We start from the raw sequence: 18,568 nt of genomic DNA on the forward strand, positions 1-18,568 counted from the left end.
GTATAACGGCATTAATTATCCGCCTGGCGTTATCTCCATTTTGTGATTATGTACAAATTTGCATAATTATTTATAATTAGTCTAAATAAATGAAAATATATCTGTCGTTTGCCTTCGTTTTATGTGGATTATCAGCTGTAGCTCAGCATGCTAAAGTTGATACGTTGGGGGTAAATGATTTAAAGGAAGTTGTGGTAACCGGTCAGTATGGCCCACAATCGACAAAAAATTCAGTTTACCAGGTAAGAACGATAAGTGCAGAAAAAATCAGACTGCGGGGTGCGCTGAATATTCAACAGGTTTTAAATACAGAACTAGGCTTCAGGTTCAGCAATGACCTGACTTTAGGCACCGCTGATGTTACTGTAATGGGCATGAGTGGCCGGAACGTAAAAGTATTGCTGGATGGTGTTCCAATGATTGACCGGTCGGATACCAGAGAAAGCTTGAATCAAATTGATATCAATACCATTGAGCGAATAGAAATAGTAGAAGGCCCGATGTCAGTCGTGTATGGATCAGACGCTTTGGCCGGAGTGATCAATATCATCACGAAGGGAGCCGGAAAATCGAACTTAAATGTTACAGCAAGAGTACAGGAAGAAACAGTAGGGAAAGAATATAGTCCATTTTCTGGTAAAGGCAATCATGTTCAAAACATTGGTTTGAGCTGGCAAAATAAGGGATGGAGTGCTTTGGCTGGGGTTACGCATAATGATTTTGGCGGCTGGAATATCAAACCCAGTACCACGCCAAGAGATATCGTAGATCAGGATCTGGCCAGTGGAAACCGCTGGAAGCCAAAAGAACAATGGCTGGCCAATACTAAATTCGGCTATCGCAATGAAAATTTTAATATCTGGTACAGGCTGGATGGTTTAAAGGAAGAAATTATCAGTCGCGGAGGGATGAATCCTTTAAATTATATTGCAGAATGGCAAACCTATAAAACTACCCGTTATACTAACCAGTTACAATCGGAATGGAAATTAAGTCCTTCTCTTCAAATTACTGCAATTGCAGGCTATTCTGACTTAAAAAGATTAACCAAAACAGTCAACCATAATTTTAGCACCGGAACAGATATTTTAGGTACAGATCAGGGTAAACAGGATACTGCTAAATTCAATTCGGCAATTTTCAGGGCTACTGCCCAGTATATCCTGAACGATAAAGTGTCCTTTCAGCCCGGGATAGAATACAATAGGGATGCAGCCGGCGGACAAAGAATTAATGGTACACCTGTAATCAATGATTATGCTTTCTTTATATCATCAGAAATCAAACCAATAGCTGGCATTAATATCAGACCAGGATTAAGGATCATTAAAAATTCTGTTTACACTGCGCCACCAGTCATTCCATCAATCAATACCAAGTTTGCATTAGGTAGAAAATTAGATTTAAGATTGGCATATGCACGAGGCTTCAGGGCTCCAGCTTTGCGCGAATTGTATTATGATTTTGTAGATGCCAGTCATAATATTCTCGGCAATCCGGATTTAAAGGCAGAAGAATCAAACAGTTTTAACGGTTCATTAACATGGGAAGCCCATAATACCTCCGAATTTAAACTTCGTACAACTTTAGCTGCCTTTTATAACCTGTTCAAAAACCGCATCACATTTGCACAATCAGTGCAAAATGCAACAATCACGACATTATTCAATTTATCAAAATTTAAAACTACAGGCTTTACCGTAGATAATACAGTCATTTATAAAAATATCAATGCCACTATTGGTGCTTCTTACATTGGCCGATATAACGAACAATTGGTGGAAAACCCAAGCCTGACTATTCCAGCATTCTCATGGTCTCCTGAAATTACGGCAACAATAATGTATAACCTGCCTCAGCTTAAAGGAAACATCAGCTTATTTTACAAATACACCGGCAAGTTACCCAGCTATCAAAACAATGGTGCCAATGCAGCAGATTATAAGCTGGTTGAAATCGGTGATTTTAGTTTAGCCGATTTAATGTTTAACAAAAGTCTTTATAAATACTTCACGATTAATGCAGGGGTAAAAAATATGTTTGATGTTACTCAACTCACCAATTCTTCTACGGCATCAGGCGGTGCCCATAGCACAGGCGGTGGTGCGGTGCCCTACAGCTATGGTCGCTCTTATGTACTCGGAATAACTTTTAATTGGAACAAATAATAAAACAAAAAATGATGAATAAACTTCACTCTATGATTGCAATCGCCGTTTTGGCGATCACTTTTACTGCTTGTAAAAAAGATAACGATGAACCTATAATTGTTGTACCACCATCAGGTGGAAGTACGCTAACTTTAAGTGGTAAAACCGCTGAGTCTAATTATGCTAACATTGTGTATGCAGATTTAAGTACAGATAAATCAACGTCGGTTAATAGAAAAAGCTGGGCTTTAGGATTTTATAACGGCGCTGATTTTAAAGTCGTACTTAATCAATCCTTTCAGGCGCTAGCCCAGGTTGTTAATAAAACTGATATTAATGCCGTAACATTGAATGATGCTAAAGCCTCAATGGTTTATAATATGAGTTTACAAGCATCTCCCCCATTGGTAAATGCGGTTAGTTTAGTTGATAGTTATAACGGGAGCTTAAATCGCACTGCTATAGCTGCAGTATCTGCAACTGATGCCGAAAATAAAGTATATATTTTAGGTTTAAACGGAACTTATACAGAACCAAATCTTTACAAAGTGAGGGTATTAAGAAATGGCACAACTGGCTATACGTTACAATATGCAAAAGTTCAGGAAACTACTTTTAAAACTGTAAGTATTTCAAAAAATGCCGATTTTAATTTGTCGTTTGTCTCTCTCGGAAATAATAATGATGGAGTTGTAGTCAACGCAGAGCCTAAAAAAGCAGAGTGGGATTTTCATTGGAGCTTCAGTACCTATAGATCTTTAGCCAGTGACCCGGAATCCAATCCATATTTTTACCAGGACTTTATCACGACCAATAATTTAGGTGGCGTAAGCGCACTTCAATTTGAAGAAACAGCCTCAATAACATATACAAATTTTACTGAAGCTAACCTGGCTGGACTGACATTTTTAACTTCAAGAGATGTTATTGGGAGCAACTGGAGAATAACAACAGGTACGGGAATCATTAAAAAATACTTTTATTTAATAAAAGACAGTGCAGGTAACATTTACAAATTAAGATTTGTAAGCATGGGTGTTGGTAGCGATGGCGGCGAACGCGGTAAACCAGTAATTGAATACAAATTAGTTAAAAAAGGATAGTAACCTAAAAAATATGTTTTGTTAGTTGGATAGATGCTCCCCGCGATGGGGAGCTTTATCTTTTTACAGGCTTTACCATTATCTCAAATTTTATAGCTTTACAAAAAGATCAAACGATGATAATAGAAAATACTTATTTTAACGGAAACGTTAAATCTCTTGGTTACGAAACCGCAGAAGGGAAATCTACTCTAGGAATTATAAATCCCAGTGAATATGAATTTGGGACGGCGGACAAAGAAATTATGCATATAGTGGAAGGAAAACTATCAGCATTGCTGCCCGACCAAACCGACTGGCAGCATTTTGAAGCTGGAAATAGTTTCGAAGTTCCGGCCAATTCCAGGTTCAAAGTTAAAACAGAGGTCCCTACAGCTTATCTTTGCCAGTACAGATAATAAAAAAACCTATAAGGTCTTAAACACCTTATAGGTTTAGATATAGCTTTCTAAATTAATTACTTCTTCCCTACTACCACTTCTGTAAAATCTTCCAGATTAAAATACTGATTGGCTAAAGAACGGATTTCTTCGGCCGTTATTGACTTTACTTTTTTAATATAGTTTTCATAATAATCATAACCCAAACCAAATAAATGAATGTTTTTGAACTTATCTGCGTGAGAAAAAACATTTTCAAGACTACCCAGCATTGACCCGAGCATATAATTTTTAACAAGCATAAGCTCCTCTTCCCTAACCAGCTCGTTTTTAAGCAATTCAATCTCTTTATAAATTTCAACAAGGGCATCAGCACAAACTTCAGCGCCTACTTCAGTTGCGATAAACAGGTAACCTGCATCCTGCAGGGATGATATTCCAGAACCGATACCATAAGTATATCCTTTATCTTCACGGATATTGTTCATCAGGCGTGAACCGAAATATCCGCCTAAAATGGTATTTAAAATCTGTAAGCCCGGAAAATCTTCGTGCGTACGATTGACGGCCAGCTTTCCTATTCTAATGGCAGATTGTAAAGCATCAGGACGCTCTTTATAAATAACTTTACGGGGCTGAATGTTGAATTTAAAATTATTTTTCACAGCCTTGCCATTTTCCCAATGATGACCAAATTGTTTATTTAGTAGATTAAAGCTTTCGTTTTCAAATTTACCCGACACTACAATCATACAGTTATCCGGTGCGTAGGCAGCCTTGAAATAAGCAATTAAATCTTCCCTTTTCAGTTCGTCATAATGCCGCTCTTCAATGTTTACACCATAAGCCGTATCTGCAAAAAGTGCCTGTGCAAATTCCTTTCTGGCGACAATATCATTCTTTTGCAGGTTTACCTGCAGTTTTTGCTTCTGATTCTGAATATAAATATCCATTTCAGCCTGCGGAAACTGGCTGTCAGTAATTACATCTTTTAAAATGGGCAATACAGCTGCCAGGTGCTTGTTTAAGGTATAAAGTGTCACCGTTGATTGATCCTGTACATATTCCGTTTGAAAAAATGCACCGTAAAAATCAATTTGTTCTGCAATTTCTTTTGATGAAAGTTTACTGGTTCCATTATTTAACATGGCACTAACGGCAATGGCCTGCAGCGGTTTTTCAATATTCCAGTTTACGTTATTGAAAATAAATTCTATACGTACCAAATCCTGCTCACCAGAATAAATGGTATAAACCGGAATACCATTATCCAATTTGTGATGAATGGGCTGTATAAAATTGATGGTTGATACCTGCTTAAAATCAGGCGCTAATTGTCTGTTAAGCATCTTTTTCAGTTAAATAATATAAAGTTGATGATTGTTCCCTGCCAAAAGTCTCGTTTGCGATTCTTTTAATATCTTCGTCTGTTACTTTTAAAAATTCTCCTGCCTCCTGATTCAATAGGGTAGCATCGCCCAATAGCTCATAATAGGCCAGGTTCATGGCTTTATCCAGTAAGCTCATTTCAGAAAACACCAATACCGACTCTACCTTATTCTTGACCTTCGTTAATTCATTTGCAGATACGAGTTCGGCTTTAAGCTGATCCAATTCTTTCCAGATGGCTTTCTCGGCAGTTTCCATCGCCACCCCCTCTACCAGTTTGCCCTCTACAATAAATAATCCGGCATCCAGACTGCTGGAAATATAAGCATTGATATCACTAAATAATTTTTGCTCCTTTAAAAGGCTGTTGTATAAACGTGAAGATTGTCCGCGCGATAAAATATCTGAGAGCAAATCAAATGCGTAGTAGTTGGAATTAAGCCTTCCTGGCATCTTAAAAGCCATATAAATAGCATTTAAGGGCACATTGGCTTTTACAGTTTCCGTTCTGGCCTCAGTTTGAACATCTTCCTGTACCAGGTTTCTGACATATTTTTCTCCAGCCGGAATAGGTTCAAACCATTTTTCCGCCAGTTTTTTAACATCTTCCGTTTTTATATTTCCACCAACCACTAAAATAGCATTCTGGGGTGTATAATGTTTTTTAAAGAAAGCCTTCACATCATCCATGGTTGCATTTTCGATGTGCGAAAGTTCTTTTCCAATGGTGGCCCACCGGTAAGCATGTTTTTTATATGCTAAAGGGCGTAATTTTAACCAAACATCGCCATATGGTTGATTAAGATAACGCTGTTTAAATTCTTCACAAACCACGTTCCTTTGTGTTTCCAGGCTTTTCTCAGAAAAAGCTAAGCTTAACATACGGTCGCTTTCCAGCCAGAATGCCGTTTCTATATTTTCTGCAGGGAGTGTAATGTAATAGTTGGTGATATCATTACTGGTAAAAGCATTATTTTCACCACCTACCCTTTGTAAAGGCTCGTCATAACTGGGAATGTTAACCGATCCACCGAACATTAAATGTTCAAATAAGTGAGCAAAACCAGTTTTATCAGGATCCTCATCACGGGCACCCACATCATACAAAATATTTAAAACTGCCATTGGAGTGGTTGGATCTTCGTGAACCAAAACCTTTAATCCGTTAGCCAGTGTAAAACGATTAAAATCTACCATAGCCAACAAAGATAGACGAATTGTTGAATTGCTGAATTGTTTAATCACTTAAACAGCCAATGGATGATTAATTTTTATGATTTGTTAAATGATGAAAATACCATTTGTAATTTCTTTATTACATTTAATTCTTTAAATTTATTGAAAAATTAAACCAAAAAAAATATGCTGACATATGTGATAATATCGCTCATTTTAGTTGCTATAAGTCTTTTTTTACTCAATTTTAAAAGAAATAGCCCTTGGCGTAAAAACAATAATGACACGTTTAGTTTTATTATCTCCCTCATTTCTACTTTTACAGGATTATTTATTGCATTAGCTGTAAATACTTTTCTGGATAACATCAACCAAAAGAATAACTTAATTAAGCTTCTTAACACCACCAATTTAGCCATTGAAAATTGCCAGATGAAAACCAAGGGAATGTATTTAAACACTTCAAATTCCGGAGTCAACTTGACTGAAACCTTGAAGAAAACACCTGTTACATTGCCGAAATTATACCCACAACTCGAAACCAATAATTTGGTTAATGATTACTTTACACCAAATGCTTTTCAAGCTTATATTGTTTGTATAGATAACATGGAAACCTTCGTTAAAAACCTAAGCAATACTGAACAAACCAACAATGGAACGAAAATAGAAATCCTTAGCAGATACTTAAAATATTTAGAATTCGCGAAGAGTATTAACAATTTAGAGATTGAAAGACTGGGTGGGAACATAACAGAAGACCAGGAAACCAGTTCTTTAAAGAAAATAGTTAGCCAATTTACTACCTCAAAATAATATGAAAAATATATTTTTAATTTGTCTGTTAACCTTCAGTCTAACAGCATGTAATACCGCAACAAAGAACGAAGAAAAAATTGACTTTACTAAATCTTATGAAGCTGCGGCCCTCGCACTTACCGATGCCCAGTTAAATTATGATGCAGCTGTTGCAAGTAACGATGCCGCAAGAATAGCAACCGCAAAAGTACAGTTAGAAACCGCCAAAATAACTTATTTAAAAAGTAAAACCTATTATACCGCAAATGGTGGCATAGTAAAACCGGAAGATGAGCAATTACTTGGTAAAACAAATACTGCTTTAGGTAAACCTGTTAATGATACAACCACTATAGCCTTACTACCAACTGTAACAACCTCTAAACCATTGAGTAATTTAGAACAAACGCCAATGGCTGCTGCAGCTAAAAAGTTTATAGACAGTGGTAAAGTAAATGCCAATAAAAAAATAAAACAAGTTTCAGGCGCTATAAAAACTGGTGAGCAAACGGTTAAACAAGTTTCTGATGCGGTTACTACCGGGCAAAATACAGTTAAAAACAATGTAATTAAGGCCAATGAAAGTTTAACAAAAGTTAACGACAGCACAAAAAAACGTTTAGAAGAATTAAAAAACCAAGGAAACAATTTGCGAAACCTGTTTAAACGTAAAGCAGATACAGCTAAAAATAATTAAGGCTACATTGTTTTTTTATAAAACTGTGATTATAGTGATACTTATTTCGAGTATTTTTGCTTCATGAATACAGCCGATTTACTGCAACGGGCGCTACATTTTGATTTTTTAACGCAAGAGGAAGGCGTATACCTATACCACCATGCCGATACTGCATCATTGATGTTTGTAGCCAATGAACTGAGAAAAATTCAGGTTCCGAGTGGTAAAGTAACCTGGCAGATAGATAGAAATGTTAACACCACCAACGTTTGTATTGCGAACTGTAAATTCTGCAACTTTTTCAGAAGACCTGGTCATGATGAAAGTTACATCACTGACATCGAAACTTATAAAGTAAAAATTGAAGAAACTTTTCGTTTAGGTGGCGATCAGTTATTACTTCAGGGTGGCCATCACCCGGATTTAGGGTTGAATTTTTATGCTGATTTATTTAGAAAGTTAAAAGAATTATATCCCGATTTAAAACTTCACGCTTTAGGCCCGCCGGAAATTGCCCACGTAGCGAAATTAGAAGGCATTAGCCATACCGAAGTTTTAAGCGCATTAAAAGAAGCCGGGATGGATTCGCTTCCTGGTGCGGGTGCAGAAATTCTGAACGACCGTGTTCGGAGATTAATCTCTAAAGGAAAATGTGGTGGACAGGAATGGCTGGATGTGATGCGGGCCTGTCACCAGCTGGATATTACCACTTCTGCAACCATGATGTTTGGCCATGTAGAAACCATTGAAGAACGATTTGAACACCTGGTTTGGATTCGTCAGGTTCAAAGTGAAAAGCCTGCTGATGCCAATGGTTTTCTGGCCTTTATTCCATGGCCTTTTCAGGATGATGGCACTTTGTTAAAAAGATTACGTGGTATTAGTAATAATGTAACTGCTGATGAATATATCAGGATGATCGCTTTAAGCAGAATCATGCTGCCGAACATTAAAAATATTCAGGCAAGCTGGTTAACAGTTGGTAAAACAACTGCCCAATTGTGCTTACATGCCGGCGCAAATGATTTTGGATCAATCATGATAGAGGAAAATGTGGTTTCTGCTGCAGGTGCACCACATCGTTTTACAGCAAATGGCATTCAGCAATCTATTAAAGCTGCTGGGTTTGAACCACAATTACGTGGACAAAAATATAATTATCGTGATTTACCTGAACATTTAGAAGAACAGGTAATTACTTATTAAAAATTGGTAAAAGTCCCTACCCACCTATCGGCACCTTTACCGATGCGAAATTGGCATATATCCCCCGGAAGGGAAAGGGCATGTTATAGGAGATGGTGAGACACGAGGTTTAAGCTAACTTGTAAAGGAAAAATAAACCTTGGCAAAGCACACCTCGTCACCTCGACCGCAATGTAGATGTCTTGATATTGAATATATTAAATTCCCCTTTAAGATGTGAGTAAATATCGGGTATAAAAGCATTAGAACTACTCAGAGATAAGCCAGAATTAAAAAAAGCATAATAGGCAAAATGATAAGCCATATAAAGAGCATATTATTTGATGAATATAATAAACTATGGATATTGTGTTGAATTTTAAAACTTTTCAAGCACAAAAAAACACTGGGTATTTGAAAAGTTTAAAAGCTAAAATTTAGATCTAACAACAATCATAGCCTCCCCTTAAAAAAGATACATCTTTTTTTAAGATTAATTATATAATATCGTTCTTACTTTTTGCAAAGATGAATTTATTTTGGCTTCAGAATGATTTTGCAGGATTATTATCGTTTTGTCATTGTCCAAATGCCTTTCAATATAAGTAGAATACCCTGGCCAACCTCCGGTATGATATACGATTTTGCCATTTTTTGTTGAATTCCCTACGAACCACCCAAATCCATAATGAGTTTCTTTGCCATCTTTGGTTTTTACAGAATTAAATATGAGTTCTTTATCTTTTGAATCTATCAATTTATCGGTATAAAGTGCTCTGTCCCATTTAAATAAATCCTCTGTTGTAGCGTTTACGGTTCCGTCACCCACGATTCCATCTAGATAATAAGTGTAAAATTCTTTTCCAAAACTATCAGGAAGCACTTTATATCCTAAGCTATCTGTAACATAACCAAGAGCATAATTCTCTATTTCTTTTGGTTCAAATCTACGTCTATAGATAAACGTATTTCTCATTTTTAATGGTTGAAAGATGTTTTCACTTAAAAATTGTCCAAATGTCTTATCTGATACTTTTTCTATTATCAATGCTAATAAAGTATAACCTGTATCGCTGTACTGGTATTTTTCGCCAGGCTGAAAAATAACTTTTGGCCTGTATTTCGCAAAAACATTTACAATATCCTGATTGGTAGCAAATTTTGTTCTATCCCACTTTTCTTCAAAAATCTCTATATAGTCAGGAAGCCCGCCAGTGTGGTTAAGTAAATTTCTTATGCTGATGTTTCCGTAGAATGCCAGTTCGGGAATATATTTAGAAATTTTGTCGTCATAGTTCAGTTTTCCTTGTTTTTCCAACAAAACAATTCCCATAGCAGTAAATTGTTTGGAAACAGATGCCAACTCAAATATGGTTTGGTTATTATTTTTTTGCTCGGTTTTCTCATTGGCAAAGCCATAACTTTTTTCAAATATGATTTTCCCTTGGTCTGCAATCAGCACATTTCCATTGAACATTTTCTGCTTAAAAAGAGCATTAAATAAGCTGTCAAGTTGCTTATATTTCACTGATTGACCAAATGTGAAATTAAATACCAACAGCCCAATTGTAATCAGTAAAAATGTTCTTCTCATAGTATCTTCTTTAGAATTGCCTTAACGGGGCAGTTATTGCCAAAAGACGGGATTTGGACCCCTCAGTTTAGTAAATATAAAAATTTTTGATAGAAGCACAAAAGTTCAACTTAACACTTCAATCCGTCTTTTGGTTATGCAGTACAGATAGGCAACATTATACCAAAACATAGATAATAATCAAAAAATCCATTCGAGTGCCCACATGACGCCTGCTGCAAACAACGTATTCAAAAAATTAACCGCATTATTTCCGATCAACCCTTTCCGCTCCAGCAAAGCCCCTAATACAGAATCGGTCATGTTACCTATTGTTCCTGAAAGCACGATAAACAAAACGCTGATGCCCCAGCCCCATCCAAGCGCATAAATGCCGGCTATTATGCAACTTCCCAAAATACCGATCAGGGTACCTTCCAGACTGATCACACCATCCTTACCGCAAGTGTCAGGCTTAAAAGAAATAATATTAAAAAATTTTCTTCCGTAAACCATCCCCAGCTCAGAGGAGAGCGTATCTGCTGTTGCGGAGGCAAAAGCCGCAGCCACCGCAGGCAATAACAGATGGGCTAACCGGGGACACAAAATAACCACCAGACCTGCAAGCCCAGCCGTACCAGCATTGGCCAGCACCTGTAGCATACTGCGGCCTTTTTCGGTTCCCTCACCGCTGTCAAAAACCATTTTCTGATGCTTTTGCCAGGATGTGGCGGCAGAACCCAAGATAAAAAATGTGGTCATCATGGCTAGTCCGGTATAACCGGCAGCACTAAAAATAATAATGGCCAGTAAGGCGCCGGTAAAAGCGGCTGAAACAGTCAGCTTTCTGGCCAGAATACTGTAGGCCATACCGAATACAATGATGATAGGCATCAAGATGCCGCTATTAAACATAGTGCAAATATATCCGAATTTGTATTCATGCAAAAAACCATGGGCGTATTTAAGTCTTAACAAGCTGATAAAAACCGGCCTGTTGCTTAAAACCAATGACAATGTTGCAGCAAGCTAAATTTTTAATTTTTATCTATGAACAGGAAACAATAAGAGATGGCATCTCTGGCTTCATGTTGTTTGTAAAATTTCGTCATGTGAATCAGATGCAGTAAATTCAATCTAAAACTTCAGTCCAAAACTATATCATTGGTATTAGTATATTCGTCACGGATAAAATGATTGATATAAAACTCCTAAGCGACAATGAACTGTTTATTTTGTTAAAACAAGATGATCACCACGCGTTTACCGAAATTTATGATCGATATGCGGTCACGCTTGCAGCATTTGCAGGCTCCAGATTGTATCATCTGGAGGTGGCCAGGGATCTGCTACATGATTTGTTTGTCAAACTTTGGGAGGATAGGCATTCCATTGAAATTAACACAAACCTAAAGACCTATTTATATTCAGCTGTCAGGTATAAGGTAATTGATAAAATCAGAGAGAACCTGATCAGGGAAAAACATGCAGCCAAAGAGCAGGTTAATAAAACAACACAACAATACACCGCACAGGATCAGCTGGAGGCGGAGGAACTGCAAAAATCCATTGATAAGTCTTTAGAAGCACTACCCCGCCGCACCAGGCAAATCTTTTTGCTAAGCAGAACTGAGCACCGAAGCATTTCTGAAATTGCCAAAATACTTAACCTATCAGAGCAGACTGTAAAAAACCAATTAAGTTCGGCACTTAAGCACTTGCGGACATCCATTAACAACAATCTACTTGCGGGTGCCATGGTATACCTATGGTTTCATTAGGCAATGAAAACCTTTAGGCTTGCCATTTAAAATTTATTTATTTTTTTTATAGTACCATCTCCGCAGTTATACGACAACTGAGAAATCGAGCTATTATGGATCATCCAAATTTTGATGAATTGCTAAACCGCTATCAACGTGGTGAAACCAGCGTTACGGAAAATGAACAGGTAGAAATTTGGCTCGCCAAAATGAAGCCCGAGGATACCCAATGGAACCACCTGGATAATACTGGTCGTGAATTATGGATCACGGAGCTAAGAAATGATATCCAGAAAAGTATAAGGTCAAAAACCGTAGTCCCTTCGCCGTCAGTGAGAATCATACAGTGGAGAAAACTTACCGCCGCCGCCGCTTTAATCGCCATCATTTTTTATGTAGCCATCAACTGGACTTCCATAAATGATAAGATTGAAGCCAGAAATTTCTCCACCTTAATCGTTTCCGAACACCAGACTAAAAGAATACTATTGCCAGATGGCAGTACCGTGTGGATCAATGCATCATCAGAACTGCAGTATCCGAAATCATTTGATGGAAAAACGCGGGAAGTACGCCTGACCGGAGAAGCCTATTTTGATATTCAGCATCAACAGAATAAGCCCTTCATTGTGCGGACAGGAAATATTACAACCACCGTACTTGGAACTGCATTTAACATTAAAGCCCTGAAAGCTGCCAACCGGATCATCGTAACCGTTACCCGCGGAAAGGTGGGAGTTGCTGACCAGAATCATCTTCTGGCTTATGTTACTCCTAATCAGCAGTTAATTTATCACATCTCAAAAGCTGATAATGAAAAATTAACGGTAGATGCCCAAAAGACGATTAGCTGGCGGGACGATTTATATTTCGATGATACAACCTTCGAAGAGGCTGCAAAACGTTTAGAACAACGGTTTAATGTCAGGATTGCTTTTGCCAATGAGAACATAAAAGGATGCCGTTTCTCCGGAACGGCTTTAGGAGATAAAAGTCTAGATGAAATTTTAACCATGATATGTGCCATTAATCAGGCGGGCTACAGCAAAAACTCAAACGGTCAGTTCATCATTACTGGAAATGGCTGCAAATAAAAAAACATTGGCAATAAACATGAGCTAATCAAAAGTGAATGGCTACCCGTCTGCAAGGCGGATGGGGATAGCGAAAAAGCTGCAAACCGGGTGCAACCGGTCTGCAGGGTGCCTGGATCATCCGGGCTGTATAATCAATCTGACAATCAATTAAACGTTTAAAAGTATGAATTTTTCTGCATCAATGCAGTGGCTGAAACAGCTATGTATAAATTTTAGCAAGAAGCTCTATATTACACACCTCTTATCTATTCCATTCATGCGCGTAAGCTTGCCTTCATTTTCTATTTTACTTTGCTTTCTCCAGATGCTTCATGCTACGAGTGGAAATGCCCAGTCTATAGTCACTGAAAAAATTACGATCGGACTTCAGCATGAAAGCCTGCATCAGGCGATCAAAAAAATAGAATCTAAAACTACATTTAGATTTTTCTACAGGAATGCAGATATCAAATCCATGACCGGTTTGAACCTGAGTTTACAGACCAGAACTATTGAACAGGTACTTACAGCATTGCTGAAGGAAACGGAACTCACCTTTCGACAAATTGAAGGCAGTATCCTTATTGAGAAAAAAAATCAAAGCCATTATCAGATAAAGGGGCGTGTTATCGGAATGGATAGGGTACCCATTGACCATGCTACAGTGCGTATCCGCTTGGCAGATGCCACAAATATTGTGCAGGAAGCCAAGTCCGATAGTATCGGCTATTTCATGCTCCGGGTTCCGGAAAAAGGCAAATATATCATTGCAGTTTCTGCCCTTGGTATGGATAGCCTGACGATAAGCCTCACGCTTTCTGATCAAATAAGGGTCTCACTGGAAGATATCGTATTGAGTACCCATGCCAATCATCTTGCTGAGGTGGTTATTGTAGGCAAAAAAGCATATATCGAACAAAAAATTGACCGCACAGTTATTAATGTTGGTGCCCTGATTTCAAATGAAGGTGCCAACGCTTTGGAGGTATTGGAAAAATCACCTGGCGTAGTGGTAGATGCCAATGGCAACATCACTTTCAAAGGAAAATCTGGTGTAATGGTTTTAATTGATGGTAAACAGACTTATCTTTCCGGAAACAACCTTGCCGGATACCTCAAATCACTTCCTTCTTCCACGCTTTACCAGATTGAGCTCATGGATAATCCTCCGGCCAGATACGATGCCGGCGGTAATTCCGGAGTGATCAACATCAAAACAAAGAAATCAAAAGCTATAGGCCTCAACGGCTCAATTGCGGCCAGTTTTGCACAGGCACATAAAGCGCAAACCAGTGAGAGTGCAAATCTCAACTACAGAACAGGAAAAGTAAACCTATTCAGCAACCTGTCCTATAGCCTGAATCAGGGGTTTAGAAAACTCGATCTGGATAGACATTACTTTGAAACTGATGGTTCATTAAAATCCATATTCTCACAGGTTCAGTATATAAAGCCGGTAGCCAATGCCTTTAATATTAAATTGGGGATGGACTATTTTAGTTCAGCCAGGACCACCTGGGGAATCGTTCTTACCGGCCTTAATACGGCAAACCAAACCGGAAACCCTTCTGTGAACAGTCTTTTTGATGGTCAGGCAGCATTAACAAATACCGTTATTGCAGACAACTATAGTACGGGAAATTTTAGAAATCATGGCATAAACCTGAATTATATGCATCAGTTTGATAGTATTGGAAGATCAATCAGTGTTGACATCGATTATCTGAAATACGATTCTAAAACAAATCAATCCTTTTTTAATCAATCTTTTTCTTCAACAGGAAATTTAACCGGATCCGGAAATATGATCAGCCATCTGCCAACCGACATCCATATTTATTCCCTTAAAACGGATTATTCACACCCGCTTACAGGTAAGGCAAAGATAGAAGCCGGATTTAAAACCAGTTATGTCAATACCGATAATGCTGCCAATTATTTCAATGTTAATAAAGGTATTATAACAGTGGACAACACATTGTCCAACCAGTTTCTTTATCGGGAAAACATCAATGCCATATATCTCAATTTAAACAAAAGCCTGAATAGATTTGCTTTTCAGGCTGGCCTTCGCCTGGAAAACACCAATGCGAGCGGGCATCAGCTGGGCAACGCGGTAGTGCCCGATTCAGCTTTCAGGAATCATTACACCAACCTGTTTCCTACGGCATATATGTCCTATAAGCTGGATAGCGCTGGAAATAGCCTGCTAATTCTTTCATATAGTAAAAGAATTGGTCGTCCATATTATCAGGATCTCAATCCCTTTATTACGATTTCAGACCCTTTTACCTATTCTTCCGGAAATCCCTATCTCAGGCCGCAATTTTCCAATAACTATAAATTGTCTTACCATTACAAAAGTGCATTCAGTGCCTCACTCTATTATTTCTACGTGAACGACCTCCAGAATGAGGTAATCCGTCAGCAGGAAGATATTTTTATAGATGGAACAGGCAATATTGGAAAAGCAACCTATTTTGGTGCTTCAGTGAACGCAAACCTTTCACCAGCCAAATGGTGGTTTTTTTCTACCTACCTTCAGGTATTTAACAATAGGTTTCAGGGTGATTTGTTTGGAAATGCACTTGATCAGTCTTCTACATTTGGAGAAATGAATATGACCAATCAATTTACACTTGGCCGCGGATGGAGCGCAGAGATAAGCGGCTGGGGAATTACCAGAAGAGCTGGAGGACAATTCATAAACTACGCTACCGGACAACTGAATGCCGGTTTGCAGAAAAAAATATGGGCCAATAAAGGAGCTATAAAACTCAGTGCCAGAGATATATTAAATACTTATACAGCAGATGGAATGACCAATTTTATACCTAACGCCAATTCAACCTTTAAAAATAGATTTTATCAGCGAACCTTTTCCATTGGCTTTAACTATAACTTTGGCGGTACCACTACAAATAAAAAGAGAGCCGTCGGCAGTGCCGATATTGAGAAAGCACGGATAAAGGGCCAATAGCAATAGTTGAAAAGTCAAAACCTTTTCTCATCGGCATTTCAAAACAGATGCCGATGAATTTCTATGTTTCACAAAGGAAAATAAATCACCATAAATATTTCCAGGATGAATAGTGTTCGAATGATGCTGTCACTTCACTTCTGTCTCCCTTTTAATAAATGTAACCTATTACTCCTTTAAAATTCAGCTTACCGGCACCTGCTTGCCTCTCCTTCATGTAGGGCTTCACCTTTTATGATGATGAAGTGTGCAACCAACAAATTAGGAATCCACGATAACCAGGCTACCATAAGATAAGCGGTACCATAATGGCCGATAATCACACTGAGAACAGGCAACCATATTCTCAGTGTTACAGCAGCAAAACAGGCGGCATAGCTATAGATCATCATATGTTGATGTTTTAAAATTTGTTTTTTCCTGATAGTCAGGTAAGCGATCAAAGTAACACAAAACCAAATGATGGCTAGGCAGCAAAAACCAAGCGAAGCCCAAAGTCCCTGGTCTGCAAACAACGCAATATAAAAGCCCGAAAAAGAACTCATTAAAGCGGATACCACATAAATTTTGCCAATAAACTGATGAATACGAGGTTTATTGTGCCTGAGCTTTGCATTAAACTGAATCCATCCAATTAATAAAGCTACTCCACCAAAAACAATATGGCTATAAAAAGAAAATTGCCAGACCTCACTATGCAGCAACCAATCTGGCTTGCCACTTAATATTCCTGTTTTCCCATGATTTAATAAATATTTAAGCGGATATAATCCGATCAGAACAGCGAATACAGCGAACAGCAACTGGAAAAACTTTTTTTTCATTTTAATTCATCATTGAAAACCAAACGGGCCATCCATCATCTGCCCGGTATGATGCACAAAAATGCATGATAGTGGCCTTTAAATGGTTCCACTTTGTAAGGTGGCACTCATTTGCTGATCAAACTGTGCCTGAAGTTCAATTTTATGTTGTTTTAAATAGGTTGTGGGTGATAATCCCGTTATTTTTTTGAAATTCCTGTTAAAGGATGTTTTAGAATTAAAGCCCACCTCATAAGCCAGCGACAGCAAGGTGAACTTTTGGTTTTCAGGAAAAGCGACAATTGTTTTAAATTCATCAATCCTTAACGCGTTGACATAATCATAAAAATTTTTATGCTCTAATCTATTGATGACCTGAGATAAGCTATTGGAATGAACGTTCAACTGCCTGGCCAGCTCGCTTAAAGATAGTGCCGGATCTTTAAAAAGTTTTTTTTGATCCATGAGTGTTAAAAGCTCCAAGTGTATCTCTGATAAGTGCCCTTCCCCTATTGCAGATTTCTGATATTTAACCGGAAATATGATCGCTTCATTGTACGGGGAATGAATCTCAATTTGATCGTTAAAGATGCCCGCTTGTTTTATACCAAAATAGCCAATATACAGAATAAAAAGATCAACACAGGTAAAAGTAGTGATGTCGTTGCCAAAAAGAACAGACAACCAGATTACGCCCATGCCAACCATTAGTTTATTCAACCAGTTTAAATTGATTTTTTCTATATCCGACAGCTGATTGGAAATGGTTTGTCGATGTTCTTTTAATAAAAATAAGGAAAGCACGATATATACCACCCCTGAAGGTATAACTGCAAAATGGATGATTTTGAGTATAGTGGTATAACCGGCACCATTGTTTTCATAAACCAGAATTTTTTCTGAGACAGGCAGCAGAAAAAATGGTGATAAAATCCCATAGATTAAAACAGTTGGAATAAAATGAAAAACACCCGGTAGTGTAGCGATTTTTTTTCCGGTTAATAATACAGTATACAGATATAAAAAAGGACCGTGAACAAATGGAACCGCAATTTCAAGACCTAATAAATATGGAAATTCAAGAAACTTTCCTGTAGCAAGCAAGTAATAAGTGAGCAGGTGAAATGAAATGAGAAATAACCAACAGGCCAGCACCAAATCTGCTGTAGATTTGCCCCTTTTGGTAAAAAGAAGGATGGAAAGAAAAAAAGAAATAATGATCCCTATGAGATGCCACATGCGCTAACTGCTAAAATATCCGTAAATATAAAAGAAAATGACAACATGTAGAATTCCCTTTGGTATGCTGTTTTTTCCTATTTCAAAGTTAAAACCATTCAGTATACCCTATTTAAAAGCACTTGATTTTACAGGCTAATGAGCTGGTTTAGCAGTTGGTCATTTCGTTTGCCTTTCAAAAGGAATAATCAAATTGTATACTGGCAATTACCTCATTGTTTTCAATTTTAATATTTTAAAATTTTTCTTTCATATCACCTCCTTTCAAAATATA

At 37.7% G+C, this 18,568-nt stretch carries 15 protein-coding genes; 9 read left to right on the plus strand and 6 right to left on the minus strand.

All coding sequences use genetic code 11. The annotated features are described in order from the left end of the window. The first annotated feature begins 89 nt into the window (after positions 1-89). The 3 genes from CBW18_RS11410 (at position 90) to CBW18_RS11420 (ending at position 3,651) form a co-directional block, all read left to right on the plus strand. Positions 90-2,168, plus strand: coding sequence for a TonB-dependent siderophore receptor (locus CBW18_RS11410; RefSeq protein WP_088301462.1), 2,079 nt, complete (start codon positions 90-92; stop codon positions 2,166-2,168). Positions 2,169-2,179: 11 nt separating this feature from the next. After that, positions 2,180-3,253, plus strand: coding sequence for an HmuY family protein (locus CBW18_RS11415; RefSeq protein ID WP_088301463.1), 1,074 nt, complete (start codon positions 2,180-2,182; stop codon positions 3,251-3,253). 116 nt (positions 3,254-3,369) lie between these two features. Further along, positions 3,370-3,651 carry a pyrimidine/purine nucleoside phosphorylase gene (locus tag CBW18_RS11420; RefSeq protein ID WP_088301464.1) on the plus strand — a complete coding sequence of 94 codons (282 nt, stop codon included), beginning with the start codon at positions 3,370-3,372 and terminating at the stop codon, positions 3,649-3,651. Positions 3,652-3,710: 59 nt separating this feature from the next. Here CBW18_RS11420 and CBW18_RS11425 read toward each other — a convergent pair whose 3' ends face one another. Both CBW18_RS11425 and CBW18_RS11430 read right to left on the minus strand, forming a co-directional pair. Further along, positions 3,711-4,982: a pitrilysin family protein gene (locus CBW18_RS11425; protein ID WP_088301465.1), complete on the minus strand. Its 1,272-nt coding sequence runs from the start codon at positions 4,980-4,982 to the stop codon at positions 3,711-3,713. After that, positions 4,975-6,219, minus strand: a complete 1,245-nt coding sequence (locus CBW18_RS11430; RefSeq protein ID WP_088301466.1) for a pitrilysin family protein — start codon at positions 6,217-6,219, stop codon at positions 4,975-4,977. The genes CBW18_RS11425 and CBW18_RS11430 overlap by 8 nt, the downstream gene beginning before the upstream one ends. Before the next feature lie 165 nt (positions 6,220-6,384). Here CBW18_RS11430 and CBW18_RS11435 point away from each other — a divergent pair, with 165 nt between their 5' ends. The 3 genes from CBW18_RS11435 to CBW18_RS11445 all read left to right on the plus strand — a co-directional run bounded on the left by CBW18_RS11435 (position 6,385) and on the right by CBW18_RS11445 (position 8,881). Continuing rightward, complete coding sequence (locus CBW18_RS11435; protein WP_088301467.1) at positions 6,385-7,014, plus strand: hypothetical protein; 630 nt, start codon at positions 6,385-6,387, stop codon at positions 7,012-7,014. Position 7,015: 1 nt separating this feature from the next. Beyond that, positions 7,016-7,693, plus strand: coding sequence for a hypothetical protein (locus tag CBW18_RS11440; protein ID WP_088301468.1), 678 nt, complete (start codon positions 7,016-7,018; stop codon positions 7,691-7,693). Between the two features lie 63 nt (positions 7,694-7,756). Continuing rightward, the gene (locus CBW18_RS11445) at positions 7,757-8,881 is read left to right on the plus strand and encodes a CofH family radical SAM protein (RefSeq protein ID WP_088301469.1); all 1,125 of its coding nucleotides are present in this window, start codon (positions 7,757-7,759) and stop codon (positions 8,879-8,881) included. 472 nt (positions 8,882-9,353) lie between these two features. Here the strand turns inward: CBW18_RS11445 and CBW18_RS11450 are convergent, their stop codons facing one another. Next, positions 9,354-10,454 (minus strand): serine hydrolase, encoded by a 1,101-nt coding sequence (locus CBW18_RS11450; RefSeq protein WP_088301470.1) that lies wholly within the window; start codon positions 10,452-10,454, stop codon positions 9,354-9,356. Positions 10,455-10,634: 180 nt separating this feature from the next. Further along, complete coding sequence (locus tag CBW18_RS11455) at positions 10,635-11,327, minus strand: DUF92 domain-containing protein (RefSeq protein ID WP_216359228.1); 693 nt, start codon at positions 11,325-11,327, stop codon at positions 10,635-10,637. Between the two features lie 299 nt (positions 11,328-11,626). Here CBW18_RS11455 and CBW18_RS11460 point away from each other — a divergent pair, with 299 nt between their 5' ends. The 3 genes from CBW18_RS11460 (at position 11,627) to CBW18_RS11470 (ending at position 16,252) form a co-directional block, all read left to right on the plus strand. Next, entirely contained in the window at positions 11,627-12,214 is a 588-nt protein-coding gene (locus tag CBW18_RS11460) for an RNA polymerase sigma factor (RefSeq protein ID WP_088301472.1), read from the plus strand. 95 nt (positions 12,215-12,309) lie between these two features. Continuing rightward, on the plus strand, positions 12,310-13,290 hold the full coding sequence (locus tag CBW18_RS11465) for a FecR family protein (protein ID WP_088301473.1): 981 nt from the start codon (positions 12,310-12,312) through the stop codon (positions 13,288-13,290). Between the two features lie 259 nt (positions 13,291-13,549). Beyond that, a complete protein-coding gene (locus CBW18_RS11470; protein WP_172406504.1) occupies positions 13,550-16,252 on the plus strand; it encodes an outer membrane beta-barrel protein in 2,703 nt (900 codons plus the stop codon). Positions 16,253-16,440: 188 nt separating this feature from the next. Here the strand turns inward: CBW18_RS11470 and CBW18_RS11475 are convergent, their stop codons facing one another. Next, on the minus strand, positions 16,441-17,076 hold the full coding sequence (locus CBW18_RS11475) for a DUF2306 domain-containing protein (RefSeq protein WP_088301475.1): 636 nt from the start codon (positions 17,074-17,076) through the stop codon (positions 16,441-16,443). 78 nt (positions 17,077-17,154) lie between these two features. Further along, positions 17,155-18,294 carry an AraC family transcriptional regulator gene (locus tag CBW18_RS11480; RefSeq protein WP_088301476.1) on the minus strand — a complete coding sequence of 380 codons (1,140 nt, stop codon included), beginning with the start codon at positions 18,292-18,294 and terminating at the stop codon, positions 17,155-17,157. Positions 18,295-18,568 lie beyond the last annotated feature (274 nt).

The organism is Pedobacter sp. AJM (assembly GCF_002197755.1).
In the GTDB taxonomy this organism is placed as follows: domain Bacteria; phylum Bacteroidota; class Bacteroidia; order Sphingobacteriales; family Sphingobacteriaceae; genus Pedobacter.